A 17,877-nucleotide genomic window follows, 5' to 3' on the forward strand; every position below is an offset into this window, starting at 1 on the left:
TCCCGAGGGCCGACATTACCGTCGGGCGGATACCGGGCGGTTACACAGTCGGGTGGTTAAACAACTGTTCCCCGCGGAAATCCGCGGGGAACAGGAGGTGATTAGCGGGAGCCGTAGTTGGGGGCTTCCACGGTCATTTGAATGTCGTGCGGGTGGGATTCCTTCAAGCCTGCCGGGGTGATGCGGACGAACTTGCCCCGGGCCTTGAGTTCGGGGATGGTGGGCGCACCCGTGTAGAACATGGTCTGGCGGAGACCGCCAACCAGCTGGTAGGCGACCGATGCCAGCGGGCCACGGAAGGCAACGCGGCCCTCGATGCCTTCCGGAATGAGCTTGTCATCGCCGGAAACATCAGCCTGGAAGTAGCGGTCCTTGGAGTAGGACGTGTTCTTGCCACGGGACTGCATGGCACCCAGCGAGCCCATTCCGCGGTAGCTCTTGAACTGCTTGCCGTTGACGAAAATGAGGTCGCCCGGGGACTCCTCACAACCTGCCAGGAGGGATCCGAGCATGACGGTGTCGGCGCCGGCGACCAGCGCCTTGCCGATGTCGCCCGAGTACTGCAGGCCGCCGTCGGCGATCAGCGGGACGCCTGCCGGGATGGCAGCCTTGGCGGATTCATGGATTGCGGTGATCTGCGGAACGCCCACGCCGGCAACAACGCGGGTGGTGCAGATGGATCCGGGTCCGACGCCAACCTTGATGCCATCGGCACCGGCGTCAATCAGAGCCTGCGCACCTTCACGGGTGGCGGCCTGGCCACCGATCACGTCAACGTGTGCTGCAACGGGATCGGACTTCAGGCGGCGGATCATGTCCAGGACGCCCTGGGAGTGGCCGTTGGCCGTGTCAACGAAAAGCGCGTCAACGCCGGCGTCGATGAGCTTCATGGCGCGCTCCCAGCCGTCACCGAAGAAGCCGATGGCAGCGCCGACCCGCAGGCGGCCTTCATCGTCCTTGGTGGCGAGCGGGTACTGCTCGGCCTTCGTGAAGTCCTTGGTGGTGATGAGGCCCTTCAACCGGCCCTGTTCGTCCACCAGCGGGAGCTTCTCGATCTTGTTGGTGGCCAACTTGTGCGAGGCTTCGTCGCGGCTGATGCCCACGTGCCCGGTGATGAGCGGCATCTTGGTCATGGTGTCGCTGACACTACGGAACGGGAAGTCCGATTCCGGGATGAAGCGGGTGTCCCTGTTGGTCACGATGCCCAGGAGGCGGCCGTCGGTGTCAACAACCGGCAGGCCGGACACGCGGTACCGGGAGCAGAGCTCGTCCAGTTCCTGCAAGGTGGCTTCCGGACCGATGGTCAACGGATTGGTGATCATGCCGGACTCGCTGCGCTTGACGCGGTCAACGTGCTCCGCCTGGTCGTCGATGGCGAGGTTGCGGTGAACCACGCCCAAGCCACCCTGCCGCGCCATGGCGATGGCCATGCGGGATTCGGTCACGGTGTCCATGGCGGCGGACAGCAGCGGCGTCTGCACGGTGATGCGCTTGGAGATCCGGGAAGACGTGTCCGCTTCGGACGGGATGACATCCGTGTGTCCGGGAAGCAGCAGGACGTCGTCGTAGGTCAGGCCGATAAGGCCGAAGGGATTGTGTTCGGGCTGGGTCATGAGTGCGCCTCTTACCTTGGTTCCGGGGGCTTAACTGGTAGGGGTTGCAACTGATGACCAGCCCGTCATTACGGGACTGGCCTGTGCATAAGTGTTGAATAAATAGTAGAACCTCCGCGGCAATCGCCATATTCCGTAACGCCGGAGTGTGAGCAACAGCACTGGCGGCAGGCCGCCGTCGCCGGTTTTCAAGTCCCCGGGCAACGAAAATCAGCTGCGTGACCAGCCGGTGGCCGCCAGGAGCCGCTCCTCGAACATCGGGATCATGCTTTGCACGTAGGTCTTGGTGAGGTGGTTGTCGTCCTTGTAGACATAGACATTTCCAACGACTGCCGGGCACGTGCCCTGCTCGCAGATGAAGTCGCTCATGTCCATCAAGTACAGCCGTTCGACTTTTCCGACGTAATCATCCAACGGTGAAGACTCCGCAAGGGACTCTTCCAGCGGCGCCTTGCAATCGGGCGAGTCGGGGCCCTTTTTCTGCACGCATTCGGGCATGTTGATGCTGAACCTGGGATTGTCGCGGATTCCCACAACATCGATCCCCGCGTCCGTGAACGGTTTGATGCCTTCGAGGTATCCGGGCACCTCCGTCTCGAACGGGGCATCAGCGTGCGTCAGCGACGCCACCGTGAACACGGCGTCAGGCTTGTGTTCCATCACGTAGTTGGCGCTGGCCTTGTTGAATTCATTGCACTCGTCGGTACGTTCGACGGATTCGGCGCCGAAGCGGCAACTGCCTTTGAGCAACGTCACCACTTCCCAGCCGTGCTGCTTGGCGATGGGGCCGAGCGCCGCCATGTACTGCTGGGCGTGCGAATCACCGAGGACCACTATTTCCTTGGTGACGACGTCGGGTTCGTCGTTCTGGAGGCAGCCCTGCAGCAAGGGGTCGCTGGGCACGTTGTCTCCGGTGCACAAGCCGTCGATGTCAGCCCACTCGTCCTTCATGGCCGCAGGGGCCGGAATGATCATGGCCTCCTGGGCCGGCTGCCCGACGAATTCCGGCGACAAGGCTGCAGCCCCCGGCGTCAGTTCCTTGGGCTGGCCGGCAATCGCCGCATCTTCAGCGGCGATGGCACCCTGCCAAACGGTCACCGGCATGGCGAGCAACGCACCGCAGGCGGCTATCACGACGGCGGCGCGCCAGGAGCGCACGTCCGGCCACTGCCAGCGGCGCATGGGCTCCTCCACGAACCTGGTGGTGCCGATCGCAAGGAGCATGGACGCCGCCATGATGCCCAGGCCCTGCAAGAGGCTCGGAGCCGTGGTGCCGCTGACCAGAAGGAAGAACACCAGGACCGGCCAGTGCCACAGGTAAAGGGCGTAGGAGTTGTTACCCACCAGGACCAACGGCCGTGAGCTCAGGAGGCGATCGACGCCGAAACGGCTGCCGCTCTGCCCGGCGACGATGACAGCGGCGGCGGCAAGCGTGGGCCACAACGCGATGAATCCCGGGAAGGACCGGTCAACAGTCAGGACCAGGCCACAGGCGAGCATGGCGGAGATTCCAGCCCAACCGAGGAACACCCGGAGCCTGCGCCCGGGCTTCAGGTACGGGAGTGCCAGGGCGAGCAGGGAACCCAGCGCGAACTCCCAGAGCCGAGCACGGGTATCGAAGTACGCGTACTCCTGGTTGTTGGCGGTCTGGTCGATGGAAAACACCAAGGAGGCCAGAAAGACCGCGCCGAACGCGAAGAAGAGCAGGCTCCGGTGACTCAGCGTCCGCCCCTTCGGGAGAAGCCGGGCCAGACTTGGCTGCAGCAGCGCCACGGCAGCGAAGACCAGGGGCCACAGGACAAACACCTGGCCCTGGACAGACAGGGACCAGAAGTGCTGGAGCGGGCTGGCACCGGAGTGGTCCTGCGCGTAGTAATCCACGGCATTGTCCGCGAGCTGCCAGTTCTGCCGGTAGAACAGGGACGCCCAGGCTTCGGCCAGGACATCCGGCCAACGGCTCTGCGGAATGAATGCCCAGGTCGCCAGCAGAACACCCAGCAAAACCACGACGACGGCGGGCAGGAGTCGCTTGAACACGTGGAGCCAGTGCCGCAGCAGTTTCAGCGGCGAACCGGCTTCGAGCTTCCGCGTGAACGACAACGTCAGAAGGAAAGCCGAGATGAGGAGGAACACGTCCACCCCGCCCGAGACCCGGCCAAGCCAGATGTGGTAGGCAGCGACCATGAGCACAGCCAGGGCGCGCAGGCCCTGGACTTCCGGACGGAAGCCGCGTTCCGGCGTCGTGATTTTATCCACGCTGCGAGTGCTGGTGCGGGTGCTCATCATCGTTGCCACCCCGTCGCGGCAAACCACCTCTCATCAAGCATGTCCGTCATGCTCTTCACATAGGTCTTGGTCAAGTGGTTGTCGTCCAGGTAGACGAAGGTATTGCCGATGATGGGCGGACAATAGAGGCCGATGCAGATCAGGTCTGTCATGTCGATCAGGAACAGGTCCTGGTACTTGCCCATGACTTCCTCAAAGGGGCTCGGATCTGCCAGTACGTCCGCTTTCAGCGGCCGGCAGTCCGGGCTGTCCACTCCCTTCGAAAGGGTGCAGTCCGTCAGGCTGTAGGTGAACCTGGGATTGTCCCGTACTGCGACGACCTCAGTGCCGCGGGCCGTGACTTCAGAGACGAGTTCCTCGAATCCATGCGTCAGCTTCTCGTCCGGCTCCGAGGGTTCGGCCTTGGTGCCCACCGTGAAGATGGCGTCGGGGGCGTGCTCCTCAATGTGTTTGCGCACTTCCCTGTTGAACTCATTGCACTCGGGCTCGACATCGGAATCGTCGGTCGCAAACGGGCAGGCCCCGTACAGCAAGGCATACAAGCGCCAGTGGTGTTCTTCAGCCATCTGGCCCAGCGCGGCCAGCCATTGCTGGGAATGCGAGTTGCCCAGGACGAGGACAGTCTTGGTGGCATCAGAGCCCACGTTGTTCTGCTGGCAGTTGTCGCGCAGCAGCTGCGACTCCGGTTTGGTATCACCGGAGCAACCGTCCGGAAGCTTGGCCCAGTCGCGCCCGATCCGTTCCGCGGTGGGCTGGGTGAGGGCGTTGGGGGCAACCTCGTTCACATACGTGGGCAGCAGTGCCTTGGCGCCGGGATTGTCGAAGACCATCCGGGCTTCAGCGGCCTGCTGTTCAAGGTCCTGCCTGTATTGAAAGCCCATCAGGGGCGCAGTGACCACGGCAAGGCAGGCGACGATCGCGATGAACGAACGGCGGCGCTTCATCTCGGGCCACTTCCACTGGCGGAAGGGCTTCTCGATGTACTTGGTGGTGAGGAACGCCAGCGTCAGCGAGAGGGCGATGATGGCCGTGCCGGAAAGCCATCCAGCGTGCTCTTTGCCGCTCCAGCCCAGCGCGATGACCAGGATGGGCCAGTGCCAGAGGTACAAGGCGTAGGAATTGTCGCCCAGGCGGACCAGGAACTTGGAGCTCAGGATCCGGTCGACACCGAAGCGGCTGCCGGTCTGGCCTGCCGCGATGACGGCGACGGCTGCCAGGGTGGGCCACAATGCCACGAAACCCGGGAAAGCCGTCTGGACCTGCAGCACGATGCCGCAGGTGAGCATGGCAATGACGCCGATCCAGCCCATCAGTACGCGGACGGGTTTGGAGAAGTTCAAGCCCGGCAGCACCAGGGCCAGCAAGGTGCCCAAGGCAAATTCCCACAGACGGGCGAAGGTATCGAAGTACGCCACAGCCTGGTTGGTGGCCGTGAAGATGATGGAGTAAACGAACGAGACCAGGAAAATTATGGCGAAGACGTACACGAGGGTCGCCCGGTACCTGAGGGCAAAGCGGCGGCACAGAAGCGCGACCGCTGCGAAGATCACCGGCCAGATGATGAACACCTGGCCCTGGATGGACAGTGACCAGAAGTGTTGCACCGGGCTGGCCATGCTGTGGTCCGTGGCGTAGTAGTCCACCGCAAGCTGTTGGAGCAGCCAGTTCTCGTAGTAGAACAAGGACGCCCAGGCCTGCTGGACAATTTCAGCCCACCGGGTAGGTGGCAGGAGGACGAAGGTGGCTGTCAGCGTTCCCAGAAGGACAACCACGACGGCGGGCAGCAGCCGCCTGAACAGGTGCAGCCAGTGCCGCAGGAGGTCCATGGGGCGGCCCTGTTTATAACGGCCCGTGAACTGCAGGGTCATGAGGAACGCGGAGATGAGGAGGAAGACATCCACCCCTCCGGAAACCCGGCCGATCCAGATGTGATAGCTCACCACCATGAGGACGGCCAGTGACCTGAGACCTTGGATTTCAGGGCGGAACTTGGACTTTCCAACGGGACCGGAAGCCCGCCTACCGCGGTGGGCAGGGGCTGTAATCGCTGGGGTAGTCACGTTAGGCAGTTCCTTAAAGCGGCTGGCACAAAGCATCCATAATACGCGGTTCAGCCCACCCGCCCCCAGTTCGAGGATGCTGCTGACCGCCTTCCGCACCTCCCCCGGGCCCGGTTCAGCCATCCATTCTTGCAGCTCTTCCTGTGTGTGACCTGTGCCGATGCGTCATTCGGGTCCCTGCGGCCACAGCGATACGCCGGCCCGGAAGTTGTGATGCATCGCACAGGATCTTAACAGCAGAAACCCCGGTCACAACTAGGTGCGACCGGGGTTTCCGTGGGACAGGCGCTTAGTGCTGGTGGCCTGCGTGTGCGTCTTCTTCCTCAGCGGGCTTCTCGGCAACCAGGGTCTCGGTGGTGAGAACCAGGGCAGCGATGGAAGCGGCGTTGCGGAGTGCAGAGCGGGTGACCTTGACGGGGTCGATCACGCCGGCGGCGATCAGGTCCTCGTACTCGCCGGACTTGGCGTTGAAGCCGTGGTTGGCTTCGAGTTCGGAAACCTTGGCGGTGACCACGAAACCGTCGAAGCCGGCGTTCTGCGCGATCCAGCGCAGCGGCTGGACCAGTGCGCGGCGAACGATGCCTACAGCGGCCGCAGCGTCACCTTCGAGGTCCTTGACTGCCTGGGACTCGTCCAGGGCCTTCAGGGCGTGGATCAGGGCGGAACCGCCACCGGAAACGATGCCTTCTTCGAGGGCTGCACGCGTCGAGGAAACGGCGTCCTCAATGCGGTGCTTCTTTTCCTTCAGCTCAACCTCGGTGGCTGCGCCAACCTTGATGACGCCGATGCCGCCAGCGAGCTTGGCCAGGCGTTCCTGCAGCTTTTCCTTGTCCCAGTCGGAATCCGTCCGGGTCAGCTCAGCGCGGAGCTGTGCAACGCGGTCGGCAACGTCCTGGGCCGAACCGGCACCGTCAACGATGGTGGTGTTGTCCTTGGTGACCGTGATGCGGCGGGCGGTACCGAGTACCTCGAGGCCAACGGAGTCCAGCGTCAGGCCCAGGTCCGGGGAAACTACCTGCGCACCGGTCAACGTAGCGATGTCCTGGAGCATGGCCTTGCGGCGATCGCCGAAGCCCGGAGCCTTGACGGCAACGACGTTGAGCGTGCCGCGGATACGGTTGACGATCAGGGTGGAAAGGGCTTCGCCTTCGATGTCCTCAGCGATGATGAAGAGGGGCTTGTTGGCCTGCAGGGCCTTCTCGAGCAGCGGCAGGAAGTCCTGCAGCGAGGAGATCTTGCCCTGGTTGATCAGGATGAGGGCGTCTTCGAGGACAGCTTCCTGGCGTTCTGCGTCGGTGACGAAGTACGGGGAGAGGTAGCCCTTGTCGAACTGCATGCCCTCGGTCAGGACCAGCTCGGTCTGCGTGGTGGAGGACTCTTCGATGGTGATGACACCATCCTTGCCTACCTTGCCGAAGGCCTCGGCGAGGAGCTCGCCGACTTCATCGCTCTGCGCGGAGATGGCTGCGACGTTGGCTACCTGGGTGCCTTCGACTTCGCGGGCATTCTCCAGGAGGCGTGCAGCGACGGCTTCCACTGCAACTTCGATGCCCCGCTTGATCTCGCCGGGAGCTGCGCCGGCAGCAACGTTGCGCAGGCCTTCCTTGACCAGGGCCTGGGCCAGCACGGTTGCCGTAGTGGTGCCGTCACCGGCAACGTCATTGGTCTTGGTGGCTACTTCCTTGGCAAGCTGGGCGCCAAGGTTCTCGTAGGGGTCGTCAAGCTCAACTTCACGGGCGATGGTGACACCATCGTTGGTGATCGTGGGGGCGCCCCACTTCTTGTCCAGGACGACGTTGCGGCCGCGCGGGCCCAGCGTCACCTTGACAGTGTTGGCGAGCTTGTCGATACCGGCCTCAAGAGACCGGCGGGCAGCATCGTTAAAAGCAAGCTGCTTTGCCATGGTTGTGTCCTTTCGAGACAGAAAACCCGCACCGCTGACGCTCGGAATGATTCCAACGCGACGGCGGTGCGGGGCTCCAGGAAGTTACTTTACGACGATCGCAAGGACGTCGCGGGCGGACAGAACGAGGTACTCGCTGCCGCCGGTCTTGACTTCGGTTCCACCGTACTTGGAGTAGATGACGACGTCGCCAACAGCTACGTCAACCGGTACGCGGTTGCCGTTGTCATCGAAGCGGCCGGGGCCGATTGCAACAACTTCGCCTTCCTGCGGCTTCTCCTGCGCGGAGTCCGGAATAACCAGGCCGGAAGCCGTGGTCTGCTCTGCTTCGAGCGGGCGAACAACAATACGATCCTCAAGAGGCTTAATCGAGACCGACACTCGGACTCTCCTTTTCATGAGCTGATTCATGGACTAAGAACTAGGGTGCCGTGGCGTACAACCGTCGTCGCGGTGCCGGTGGACGCCTGGCGTGATTAGCACCCTCAAGGGGAGAGTGCTAACTAGACTCTATGTAAGGCGTTAGCACTCGGTCAAGGTGAGTGCCAGCATTTCGTCATCGGTGAACGTTGTCACTGGTCCCTGAGGTCATCAAGGTCGTAGTCTTCGCCGTCGTCGTACTCATCCAAGGAAGCGCTGCCGCGGTTCAGGTAGAGCACCACCGCCGAAGCCACCGCCACGATGCCGGAAACCACCAGCGCGATGATCCCGCCGAGGCGCGCACCGGCGTAGAGGTCGCGGATGTCGCGTGCCTCATCCGTCGCATCGTTCACGCTCTTGCCACTGACGGAGTAGGCCGCTGCGTTGAAGGAATCCAGCGCGAAAATAACGATCAGCAAGCCTATGCAGACCACCGCGATGACAGCGCCCGCGATCAGGGCGGGACGGGCATACGTGGTGAGGCGGGAGGGCTGTGGTGCTGCGTTGTCTTCCATGAAAACAACCCTATCCGGCTGATTCCCCAGTCACGCAGCCATGACGCGCGACGTTAGGCTTGTTCCCATGCCTCATGCACCGCAGGAACAGATCGCACCTTTATTGACCACTGAAGGTTGGGAGCTTCTTGCCTCGCTGGGACCCTACCGTGAGGCTGATGCCTTCAGCGTCAATGCCAGCCTCCGCAAGGCCGGCCACTCCCCGGAACTCGTGGCCGCCGTGCTCACGCAGTCCCGTTTACGGACCCGGGCTGAGGCGAAGTTCGGCGAATTCGCCCGGCAGATGCTGTTCACCCAGGCGGGCCTGGAGCAGGCAACCCGGCTGAACGTCGCCGCCCGCCACGCCGAACGTTTTGCCCAGGCCGGCATCACCCACGTGGCCGATCTCGGCTGCGGCCTCGGCGCCGATTCCATGGCGATGGCTTCCATGGACATTGCTGTCACCGCTGTGGAGATGGACGAAACCACCGCTGCCTGCGCCATGATCAACCTCATGCCTTTCCCGCATGCAACGGTGGTGCACTCGGACGCGGAATCAATGGACCTCGAGGGCATCGACGGCGTGTGGATGGACCCTGCCCGACGCACCACGTCCACGTCGGGAACCAAAAGAATCTGGGACCCGGAGGCGTTCTCGCCCCCGTTGTCCTTCGTGGAGAGCGTGGCGGCCACAGGGCGTGCGGTAGGGGTAAAGATGGGCCCGGGCATCCCCCACGACTCGGTGCCTTCGGGCTGCGAGGCCCAATGGGTCTCCGTGGGCGGCGATGTCACCGAGGCCACCCTGTGGTTCAACTCAGTAGCCCGCCCGGGCGTCCGCCGCGCCGCATTGCTCCTTGGCAGCCAGGGCGCCGCCGAAATCACCAGCGGCGAGGACTTCGGCGGTGGCCCGGAAGCCGCCGTCGGGCCTGTTGAAGGCTTTCTCTACGAACCCGACGGTGCGGTGATCCGCGCGGGCCTGGTGGCCGACGTCGCCGAGCGGCTGGGCGGGCACCTGGTGGACGAGCACATCGCGTATATCTGCGCCCCGGAACTCCACGACACTCCGTTTGCCCGGGCCTACAAGGTGCTGGACGTGATGCCGTACAACGTCAAGGCCCTCAAAGCGTGGGTGAAGTCAAACAACATCACCGTGCTGGATATCAAGAAGCGCGGCACGGCAGTGACACCCGAGGAACTGCGGAAGCAGCTGCTCCCCGCCAAACCCGCCAAGGGCAAAGATGCGAAAACAGCCACCCTTGTCCTCACCAGGATCGGCGAGGAAAGAGTGGCTGTCGTGGTGGAACCGGTGACCGCCCAGGCTTAGCAGGCCTGCGGCGTCAGCGACGCGAGAATTCCGAGGCCTCCCGTACTTGGCCGGGCGTCGGGCGAACGCCGGTGTACAGGACGAACTGTTCCTCGGCCTGAATGGCGATGACCTCGGCTCCTGTGATGACCGGCTTGCCCGCAGCGCGCGCGGCGGTGATGAGCGGCGTTTCGGAGGGAAGGGCCACCACATCGAACACCACCTGCGCGGCTGCGATGGTGGCGTCGTCAAAGGACTGGGCGGTTTCGTCCGCGCCGGCCATGCCCAGCGGGGTGACGTTGATGATGAGGTCCGCGGTGGCTCCGTTGACGTCGTCCTGCCAATCGAAGCCGTAGAGGTCGGCGAGCGCTCGGCCGGTGGTTTCGTTGCGGGCCACGATGGTGACGGCAGTGAACCCGGCGTCCCTCAGGGCGGCCGCAACAGCTTTGGCCATTCCCCCGGCGCCGCGGAGCAGGACAGTATGGCCGCTGGGGACTTCATGGTCCTTCAGAAGCCTGGCGATCGCGATGTAATCGGTGTTGTAGGCAGTGAGGACGCCGTCGTTGTTCACGATGGTGTTCACCGAATCGATGGCCTTGGCCGACGGATCCATGACGTCAACCAGCGGAATGACTGCCTCTTTGTAGGGCATGGACACCGCGGCACCCCGGATCGGGAGGCCGCGGATGCCCGCCACCGCAAGGGTGATGTCCGCGGGGGCGAATGCCTTGTAGACAAAGTTCAGGCCGAGCAGATCGTACAGATAGTTATGGAACCTCGTCCCGATGTTGCTGGGCCGGGCCGCGAGCGAAATGCACAATGACATGTCTTTGTTCAGGATGGGCATCCACCCATTAAACAACGCCCCTCCAGGCTTCCGTGCGGTCAGCCCTGGCGGGCCTTCATGCGCGGGTTGTTCTTGTTGATGACGAACGTGCGGCCACGCCTGCGGACGATTTGCGCCCCGGGGATCTTCTTGAGTGCACGCAGCGAGTTTCGGACCTTCATGGTGTTTCTCCTTTTTGTTGGTGTTTGGCTTAGAGGGCGTCGCTGAGTTCCAGGGGGTCATCCCACGCGTCGGCATCCATGGCCATTTCGGCCTCCGTCAGCTGGCAGCCTTCCAGGAGTTCACGGATTTCCGCGGCGTCAACATCGTCGGACCGCCCAGTGATGGCCAGGACGGTTCCGCGGTCCCCGTGGCTGGGGTGCCAGTCGAGGAAAGCGTCGACGTCGGCACCCACTTCTCCGCGCAGGCCTTCTCCCATGGGGGCTGCTTCCGTGGAATCGGCCATCCAATTGCCCGTGCTCTCGAGCCAGATCCGTGGACCTATGCCTTGGACAGCTATCCGCTTGGTGGGAGCGGAGGCGATCCACAGGCGGCCCCGCATCCAGTGCATGCCGACAGCCAAGCGCGGAAGCGCCTCCCTGAAACGGCCCGGATGAAGTGGCCGGGCAGCCCGATGGAGCACGGTCCGGAAGGAACCTTCCGTTTCAGCCAGGGGCACACGCACGACGCCGGGACGGTTGCGGGCCGCTGCTTCGGCGGGGTCGAAGCAGCCCGGCCGGAAATCATCGGCCGCTGCGGCAACGGTTGCATGGGGTGCCAATTCGCCGAGCAACTCCACCCCCGACACCCACTGCGGCGAACCCTCGCGGGGATCCCCCGTCAGCACGGCACCCAATCCCGGATAGGTCATCACGGTGTCCACGTGTCCGAATTCGCCGACCAGGAATTCGCCACTGGTCCGCTCGTCCTGGGGCATGGACGTGAAGCCGGACTCAAACAGGGTGTGACGGTCCCAGATGTGGTCGTCCAACTCTGCGGGGTCCAAGGCGAGCACGGCGTTGTCGATGACCGCCGGGCGGCTGAGCCCACTGCGGAGCTCCGCCACGGCCATTCCGGCTGCGACGCCTGGCGGCAGGCCCAGGACGACGTGGTCGAAGCCGCAGGCGGCGAGTCGTTCCGCCGTCGGGACCACGTCAAGCCGGACGGTGCAGCTAAGGCAACCGTGCTCCAGGACCGTCGTCCCGCGTTCGAACAACCGGCCGTTGCGGTAAACGCGCCGCAGGACCAGTGAGCCATCCAGGAGGTCGTGGAGGACCACCACGGAATTGGCATGGGTCCACCCCAGTCTTTCAGTGGCTGCCTCACGGCATTGGCTGTCCAAGGAACTGACGATCGTGAGGTGCATGGGACACACTCTAATGCGAATGGTTCGCATTAGCAAATGACGGATCATTTCTCCCGCGCACCCGCCGCAATCATGCGAGTTCCGGCTGCATTAGACTTGATCCGACCGCTGGCGGCCCCGCAGCGGGAACCGTGTCCGGCCGAAACAACACATTGCCGGACAGTACACATAGCCGGACAGTACAAACCGAGGGGACTACGTGCAGATTGATTTTGCGCCATCCAGGCAATCGACACTGGGTGTGGAATGGGAGTTGGCGCTCGTCAATGCACGCACAGGGGAACTGGTATCCGTCGCGAACGACGTCCTGAAAGGCGTTGCGGCAAACCACCCGGACCTCAATGAGGACGACGAACACCCCCATATCAAGCGCGAACTGCTCCTCAACACGGTGGAACTCGTCACTGGCATCTGCGAGACCGTCAACGAAGCCAAAGAGGACCTCAGCCGGTCCCTCGCCGCAGTGCGCGAAGTCACCGATCCCATGGGTGTCGAAGTGTTTTGCGCCGGCAGCCACCCCTTCAGCCCTCCCCTGCTGCAGCCGGTCACCGACAAAGAGCGCTACGCCAAACTGATCGAGCGTACCCAATGGTGGGGACGCCAAATGGTCATCTACGGCGTTCACGTCCACGTGGGCATCGACAGGAAAGAAAAAGTCCTCCCCGTCCTGGATGGCCTGGTCAACTACTTTCCGCACTTCCAGGCATTGTCAGCTTCCAGCCCGTACTGGGCCGGTGAGGAAACAGGGTACGCATCACAACGCGCGCTCATGTTCCAGCAGCTTCCGACAGCCGGCCTGCCGTTCCAGTTCGAAACCTGGGAGGCGTACGAGTCCTACGTCCAGGACATGTTCACCACCGGAGTGATCGACTCAACCTCCGAAATCCGCTGGGACATCCGCCCGGTTGCCAACCTTGGCACCATCGAAATGCGCATCTGTGACGGCCTGGCAACCCTTGAGGAAGTCGGTGCCATCGCGGCCCTGACCCAGTGCCTGGTGGACGAATTCTCCTCCATTCTTGATGCCGGGGGCAGCATCCCCACCATGCCTCCGTGGCACGTGCAGGAAAACAAGTGGCGCGCTGCCCGCTACGGCATGGAAGCCATCATCATCCTCGATGCCGCGGGCAACGAGCAGCTCGTTACCGAGCACCTGGCCGAAACCGCCGCGCGGCTTGAGCCTGTGGCAGCCAAGCTTGGCTGCTCCGAAGAACTGGCCGATGTCCTGAAGATTGTCGAACGCGGTGCCAGCTACCAGCGGCAGCGCCGCGTCGCCGCCGAACACAACGGCGACCTGCAGGCAGTGGTCATGGACCTCGTCCAGCAGATGCGAAAAGGTCCCGACGCCTAGCGGTTCCCGGTTTACCTGCCCGGGCCGGCGGCCTGGGCAGGTACTGACACTGTGGTGACAGGCATGGAGGAATCCGGTGCGAACTCCACTCCGCTGGGGTCGATGCCGGCCATGATCAGCTGGGCGCCCAGCGCCGCCACCATGGCCCCGTTGTCCGTGCACAGATCCAGCGGCGGAACGTGAAGCCTGATCCCGGCCGAGGTACAGCGCTGTCCGGTCAGTTCCCGGAGCCGGGAATTGGCAGCCACGCCGCCGCCCAGCAGGAGGTCCGTGATGCCGTTCTCTTTGCAGGCCAGAACGGCCTTTGAGGTGATGACATCCACTACGGCTTCCTGGAACGCGGCAGCGATATCCGCCACCGGCACTTCCTCGCCGCGGGCCTCGAACTGTTCCACACAGCGGGCCACGGCAGTTTTCAGACCGCTGAAAGACCAGTCATAACGGTGCGGCCCCTTCTCCTCGGCGGTCCCCATGTACTTGGGTTGCGTCAGGCCACGCGGGAAGCGGATGGATTTGGGGTTGCCCTGGCGTGCCAGTTTGTCGATTGCGGGTCCGCCCGGATAGCCCAGACCAAGGATGCGCGCCACTTTGTCGTAGGCCTCCCCGGCGGCGTCATCGATGGTTGAACCCAGCAGCTCGACATCGTCCGTGATGCTCCGGATGCGCAGGATTTCAGTGTGGCCCCCGGACACCAGGAGCGCCCCGAGGTTCTCCGGCAACTGCCCCGCACCCAGGCCGGCGGCAGCACCGGCGTCGGGCTTTCCTTCCGGGGTTCGCCTTTGATCCAGCAGGCCAACGCCAACGTGCGCCACCAAATGGTTGATCGCGTAGAGCGGCTTCCCCGTGGCAACCGCCAGGGCCTTCGCAGCACAAACGCCCACCATAAGCGCCCCGGCGAGGCCAGGGCCGGACGTTACGGCAATGGCGTCGATCTCGTCCAGGGTAACCCCGGCTTCAAGCAGCGACTCCTGCAACGTGGGCACGAAGGCGTCCAGGTGCGCCCGCGAAGCGATTTCCGGGATGACGCCGCCAAAACGCACGTGCTCGTCCATGGAGGAAGACACAGTGTTGGTCAGCAACGTTGTCCCGCGGACGATGCCCACACCGGTCTCGTCGCAGGACGACTCGATGCCGAGCACCAGCGGCTGCTGTCGATTAAGGCCGCTCACGCTGGGGCTCCTTCGGAAGGGTGTTTTTCGTTCAAGGCCAGCCTCATGATCAAGGCGTCTGTTCCGTCGCGGTAATAGCGGGGACGGACGTGGATCTGCTCGAACCCGAAACGCACATAGAGTTGCTGCGCGCGGGGATTGTCCGCCCGCACTTCCAGCAACACGTCTGCCGCGCGGCGTCGCCGCGCCTCATCGATGAGCTCCGCGAGGACCGCGGAGCCGATGCCCCGGCCTTCGAATTCAGGCACGACGGCGATCGTCTGGACGTCCGCGATGGGCTCGATGCACATCAATCCCGCATAAGCGACGATCTCCCCTGCGGCCTCGGCCACCACGTAACGGCGGGTTTCGGGCTGGGCCAGTTCGTCGAAGAACATCTGCAGCGGCCATGCGTCCACGGGGAACAAACGGCGCTCCAAAGCCTCTACGGCCGGGATGTCGGCTTCGGTCATGTCGCGCAGGGAAACCCCGGCGAGCTCCAGTTTGGGTGACAATTTCACAGTTCCCGTCCCATCACAGTGCGCGCTTCCGGGGTCCCGGTACTTGGGCGTCGGATTCCCGCAGGTACAGAGGGGTCGAATCCAGAAGGGGCCGGCCTGATGCGAGCCGGGCAAGGGCGAACTGGCCAAGGGAAGCGGCGTCGGGCTGCGTGGACGCAAAGTCTTCATCGGCCCTGAGCACATCCGCGTACAGACCGGCGCCGGCACCGAACACCGGCAAGTCGGGCAGTTCGGAGGCGAAGCCCACGTGCGGTCCATCCACGAGATCCGGCAGCTGGCCCTCCTTCAGGGAGTACCGGGCCCAGTAGACCTCTTTGCGCCGGGCGTCCGTTGCCACCAGGAACCCGGGAGCTGCCGCAGTGGATTCAGCCACCTCAAGGGCAATGGCGTCCAGGCTCATCAGTCCGTACAACGGTTTGTTCCACACGAACGCCAAGGTGCGGGCGGTCGCGATACCGGAGCGGAGCCCGGTAAACGGGCCCGGGCCAACACCGGTGACGATCGCATCGATGTCCGCGCCGGTAACGCCTGCTCCGGTCAACAGCTTCTCAATACCCGGGGCAAGAACTTCGGCGTGGCTACGGGTATCTTCCGTGGCGAAGGAATCCACCACGCCTTCCATGGCGTCGTCGGAGATCAGGGCTGCGCTGGCAACGGCGGAAGTATCAATGGCCAGGATCAACATCAGTTATCTCCCTCGTGTGCGGTGTCCGGTTGCGCTGCGCTGTCCGGCTGTCCTGCGGTGGCCAGGAGCCGTGGCTCATCCGCCCACCGTGGACCGAATCCCCGGAACACAATGGTGCGGGGCTCGTCGTCGTCATCGCTGTCAAAGTCCAGGACGTCATCCGTCACCGTTCCTGCCGAGGCGCCGCCGCCCACGGCCCTGTGCAGCTCCACTTCCAGGCGGCTGTCCGAGAGATGCTCCACCCGGTCCCGCCCCCACTCCACCACCGTGACGGCGGTGTCCATGGTGTTTTCGAGGTCGATGTCGTCGATCTCTGCGGCCGAGTCCAGCCTGTACGCGTCAACATGGACCAAGTCAGGCCCACCCGGCCTGGGACCGTCCGGAAGGTTCGGATGGATCCTGACCAGCACAAAGGTCGGCGAGATGATGCCGGCCCTTACACCCAGGCCCTCCCCCAGCCCCTGGGTGAACGTGGTCTTTCCAGCTCCCAGTTCCCCGGTCAGGACAAGGAGGTCGCCGGCCTCAAGCACCTCACCGAGCGCTGCTGCGAGCGCGTGTGTCTGCTCCGCCGTCGTGACCTTCAACGTGCGTTCCCACAGGGGTTCGCTCACAGCGCTGCTGCTTTGGCGTCGGTGGCAACGTCGGTCTGCGATGCCGGCTGGGAGGGTACTTCATTGACGTAGCTGCGAGGCACCCGCTGGCTGATGCGCGTGACGATTTCGTAGTTGTTGGTTCCGGCAGCTGCGGCCCAATCGTCGGCCGTGGGGCCGTGATCGGAGCCATTGCCGAACATGACGGCTTCGGCGCCCCGAAGCTCCGCGGCTGCCTCAGGAGTCAGGGCGCCCAGGTCGATGACCATCTGGTCCATGGCGATCCTGCCCACTACCGGGTAGTTGACGCCATTGACGCGGACCGGTCCGCCCGTGGCGATCCGCGGAACCCCGTCGGCGTAGCCCAACGGGACCAGGCCCAAGGTGCTTTCTTCGCTGGTGCGGTAGTTCAGGCCGTAGGAGACGCCCTGCCCTGCCGGGACCTGCTTGCAATTGGACAGGAGCGTGCGGACGGTCATGGCGGGGTGCAAACCGAGTTCGGCCGACGTCGCGCCTTCGAAGGGCGACAATCCGTAGACGCCGAGGCCCACGCGCACCAGGTCGAAGTGCGAATCCGGGCGCGACAACGCAGCGGGAGTGTTGGCGATATGCCGGACCTCCGTGTCCACACCGGCGTCTTCAGCCATGGCGATGGCTTCACGGAAGACAGCGAGCTGCTCATCGGTTTCGGGGCGGTGCGGTTCATCGGCCACGGCGAGATGAGAGAAGATCCCCACCACGCGCAGCAGGCCTTGGTCCTGGTAGTCCATGGCCTGGCCCAGCAGTTGATCCCAGTCGGCAATGGTGCAGCCGTTGCGACCCAGGCCGGTGTCCACCTTGAGGTGTACCCGTGCAGGCCGTTCCTGTTCGCGGGCTGCCGCAACTACGGCATCCAGCTCCCAGCCGGAGATACCGACGTCGATGCCCGCGGCGACGGCTGCCTGGAAGTTGCTCTCGCGGGTGTGCAGCCAGGCAAGCAACGGAGCGTCGATACCGGCGGCCCGCAAGGCAAGGGCCTCGGAAATGTGCGCCACCCCGAGCCACGCCGCACCGGCGTCGAGGGCTGCCCGCGCAACCTGGACGGCTCCGTGACCATACGCGTCGGCCTTCACTACGGCCATGACCGCGGCAGGAGAGGCGATGGCGACGAATTGCCGCACGTTGTGGCGTACAGCTTCGAGATCGATCACCGCGGACCGTTCCAGGACCGCCGACTTGGCTATTGAGGCCTTTTCGCCGATCCCGATATCTGCTGCTGCTTCATAAGTCACCCTAGAGATTCTAGTGGTGCCGGTGAATTCGGGTTAACTG

At 63.8% G+C, this 17,877-nt stretch carries 16 protein-coding genes; 2 read left to right on the plus strand and 14 right to left on the minus strand.

Annotated features, from left to right (window positions below):
* Positions 1-101: 101 nt before the first annotated feature.
* From guaB to ACNAOU_RS15755, 6 genes are all read right to left on the minus strand, one after another.
* Complete coding sequence (guaB, locus tag ACNAOU_RS15730) at positions 102-1,613, minus strand: IMP dehydrogenase (RefSeq protein WP_018776621.1); 1,512 nt, start codon at positions 1,611-1,613, stop codon at positions 102-104.
* A gap of 210 nt (positions 1,614-1,823) precedes the next feature.
* Positions 1,824-3,899: an acyltransferase family protein gene (locus ACNAOU_RS15735; protein WP_422757204.1), complete on the minus strand. Its 2,076-nt coding sequence runs from the start codon at positions 3,897-3,899 to the stop codon at positions 1,824-1,826.
* Positions 3,896-5,995 (minus strand): acyltransferase family protein, encoded by a 2,100-nt coding sequence (locus ACNAOU_RS15740; RefSeq protein ID WP_416430141.1) that lies wholly within the window; start codon positions 5,993-5,995, stop codon positions 3,896-3,898. The genes ACNAOU_RS15735 and ACNAOU_RS15740 overlap by 4 nt, the downstream gene beginning before the upstream one ends.
* A gap of 253 nt (positions 5,996-6,248) precedes the next feature.
* Positions 6,249-7,862: a chaperonin GroEL gene (gene groL / locus ACNAOU_RS15745; protein ID WP_018776624.1), complete on the minus strand. Its 1,614-nt coding sequence runs from the start codon at positions 7,860-7,862 to the stop codon at positions 6,249-6,251.
* An 84-nt stretch (positions 7,863-7,946) separates the two neighbouring features.
* Complete coding sequence (groES, locus tag ACNAOU_RS15750) at positions 7,947-8,243, minus strand: co-chaperone GroES (RefSeq protein WP_018776625.1); 297 nt, start codon at positions 8,241-8,243, stop codon at positions 7,947-7,949.
* Between the two features lie 191 nt (positions 8,244-8,434).
* On the minus strand, positions 8,435-8,797 hold the full coding sequence (locus ACNAOU_RS15755; protein ID WP_422757205.1) for a hypothetical protein: 363 nt from the start codon (positions 8,795-8,797) through the stop codon (positions 8,435-8,437).
* 67 nt (positions 8,798-8,864) lie between these two features.
* Between ACNAOU_RS15755 and ACNAOU_RS15760 the strand changes: the two genes are divergently transcribed.
* On the plus strand, positions 8,865-10,100 hold the full coding sequence (locus ACNAOU_RS15760) for a class I SAM-dependent methyltransferase (protein WP_064721611.1): 1,236 nt from the start codon (positions 8,865-8,867) through the stop codon (positions 10,098-10,100).
* A gap of 13 nt (positions 10,101-10,113) precedes the next feature.
* Here ACNAOU_RS15760 and ACNAOU_RS15765 read toward each other — a convergent pair whose 3' ends face one another.
* From ACNAOU_RS15765 to ACNAOU_RS15775, 3 genes are read right to left on the minus strand one after another with little or no spacing between them, the layout of a single operon-like run.
* The gene (locus tag ACNAOU_RS15765; protein ID WP_018776628.1) at positions 10,114-10,926 is read right to left on the minus strand and encodes a shikimate 5-dehydrogenase; all 813 of its coding nucleotides are present in this window, start codon (positions 10,924-10,926) and stop codon (positions 10,114-10,116) included.
* A gap of 38 nt (positions 10,927-10,964) precedes the next feature.
* Entirely contained in the window at positions 10,965-11,087 is a 123-nt protein-coding gene (gene ykgO / locus ACNAOU_RS15770) for a type B 50S ribosomal protein L36 (RefSeq protein ID WP_011775528.1), read from the minus strand.
* 29 nt (positions 11,088-11,116) lie between these two features.
* Entirely contained in the window at positions 11,117-12,271 is a 1,155-nt protein-coding gene (locus ACNAOU_RS15775; RefSeq protein ID WP_422757206.1) for a GTP-binding protein, read from the minus strand.
* 199 nt (positions 12,272-12,470) lie between these two features.
* Here ACNAOU_RS15775 and ACNAOU_RS15780 point away from each other — a divergent pair, with 199 nt between their 5' ends.
* Positions 12,471-13,622, plus strand: a complete 1,152-nt coding sequence (locus ACNAOU_RS15780; protein ID WP_422757207.1) for a glutamate--cysteine ligase — start codon at positions 12,471-12,473, stop codon at positions 13,620-13,622.
* Between the two features lie 11 nt (positions 13,623-13,633).
* Here the strand turns inward: ACNAOU_RS15780 and tsaD are convergent, their stop codons facing one another.
* The 5 genes from tsaD to alr are packed head-to-tail and all read right to left on the minus strand — an operon-like array spanning position 13,634 to position 17,837.
* The gene (gene tsaD / locus ACNAOU_RS15785; protein ID WP_018776631.1) at positions 13,634-14,791 is read right to left on the minus strand and encodes a tRNA (adenosine(37)-N6)-threonylcarbamoyltransferase complex transferase subunit TsaD; all 1,158 of its coding nucleotides are present in this window, start codon (positions 14,789-14,791) and stop codon (positions 13,634-13,636) included.
* Positions 14,788-15,291, minus strand: a complete 504-nt coding sequence (gene rimI, locus ACNAOU_RS15790) for a ribosomal protein S18-alanine N-acetyltransferase (RefSeq protein ID WP_018776632.1) — start codon at positions 15,289-15,291, stop codon at positions 14,788-14,790. The genes tsaD and rimI overlap by 4 nt, the downstream gene beginning before the upstream one ends.
* 13 nt (positions 15,292-15,304) lie before the next feature.
* The gene (gene tsaB / locus ACNAOU_RS15795) at positions 15,305-15,976 is read right to left on the minus strand and encodes a tRNA (adenosine(37)-N6)-threonylcarbamoyltransferase complex dimerization subunit type 1 TsaB (protein ID WP_064721608.1); all 672 of its coding nucleotides are present in this window, start codon (positions 15,974-15,976) and stop codon (positions 15,305-15,307) included.
* Entirely contained in the window at positions 15,976-16,587 is a 612-nt protein-coding gene (gene tsaE / locus ACNAOU_RS15800) for a tRNA (adenosine(37)-N6)-threonylcarbamoyltransferase complex ATPase subunit type 1 TsaE (protein WP_193589827.1), read from the minus strand. The genes tsaB and tsaE overlap by 1 nt, the downstream gene beginning before the upstream one ends.
* Complete coding sequence (alr, locus tag ACNAOU_RS15805; RefSeq protein WP_422757208.1) at positions 16,584-17,837, minus strand: alanine racemase; 1,254 nt, start codon at positions 17,835-17,837, stop codon at positions 16,584-16,586. The genes tsaE and alr overlap by 4 nt, the downstream gene beginning before the upstream one ends.
* Positions 17,838-17,877 lie beyond the last annotated feature (40 nt).

Origin of the sequence: Paenarthrobacter sp. C1 (assembly GCF_049315185.1) — a bacterium.
Classification (GTDB): domain Bacteria; phylum Actinomycetota; class Actinomycetes; order Actinomycetales; family Micrococcaceae; genus Arthrobacter; species Arthrobacter nicotinovorans.

Coding starts and splice junctions, on each gene's coding strand:
- ACNAOU_RS15775 (WP_422757206.1), bottom strand. CDS start 12,271: ATGCACCTCACGATCGTCAGTTCCTTGGACAGCCAATGCCGTGAGGCA.
- groL (WP_018776624.1), bottom strand. CDS start 7,862: ATGGCAAAGCAGCTTGCTTTTAACGATGCTGCCCGCCGGTCTCTTGAG.
- ACNAOU_RS15755 (WP_422757205.1), bottom strand. CDS start 8,797: ATGGAAGACAACGCAGCACCACAGCCCTCCCGCCTCACCACGTATGCC.
- ACNAOU_RS15765 (WP_018776628.1), bottom strand. CDS start 10,926: ATGCCCATCCTGAACAAAGACATGTCATTGTGCATTTCGCTCGCGGCC.
- ACNAOU_RS15740 (WP_416430141.1), bottom strand. CDS start 5,995: ATGCTTTGTGCCAGCCGCTTTAAGGAACTGCCTAACGTGACTACCCCA.
- guaB (WP_018776621.1), bottom strand. CDS start 1,613: ATGACCCAGCCCGAACACAATCCCTTCGGCCTTATCGGCCTGACCTAC.
- ACNAOU_RS15735 (WP_422757204.1), bottom strand. CDS start 3,899: ATGATGAGCACCCGCACCAGCACTCGCAGCGTGGATAAAATCACGACG.
- ykgO (WP_011775528.1), bottom strand. CDS start 11,087: ATGAAGGTCCGAAACTCGCTGCGTGCACTCAAGAAGATCCCCGGGGCG.
- ACNAOU_RS15760 (WP_064721611.1), top strand. CDS start 8,865: ATGCCTCATGCACCGCAGGAACAGATCGCACCTTTATTGACCACTGAA.
- tsaB (WP_064721608.1), bottom strand. CDS start 15,976: ATGTTGATCCTGGCCATTGATACTTCCGCCGTTGCCAGCGCAGCCCTG.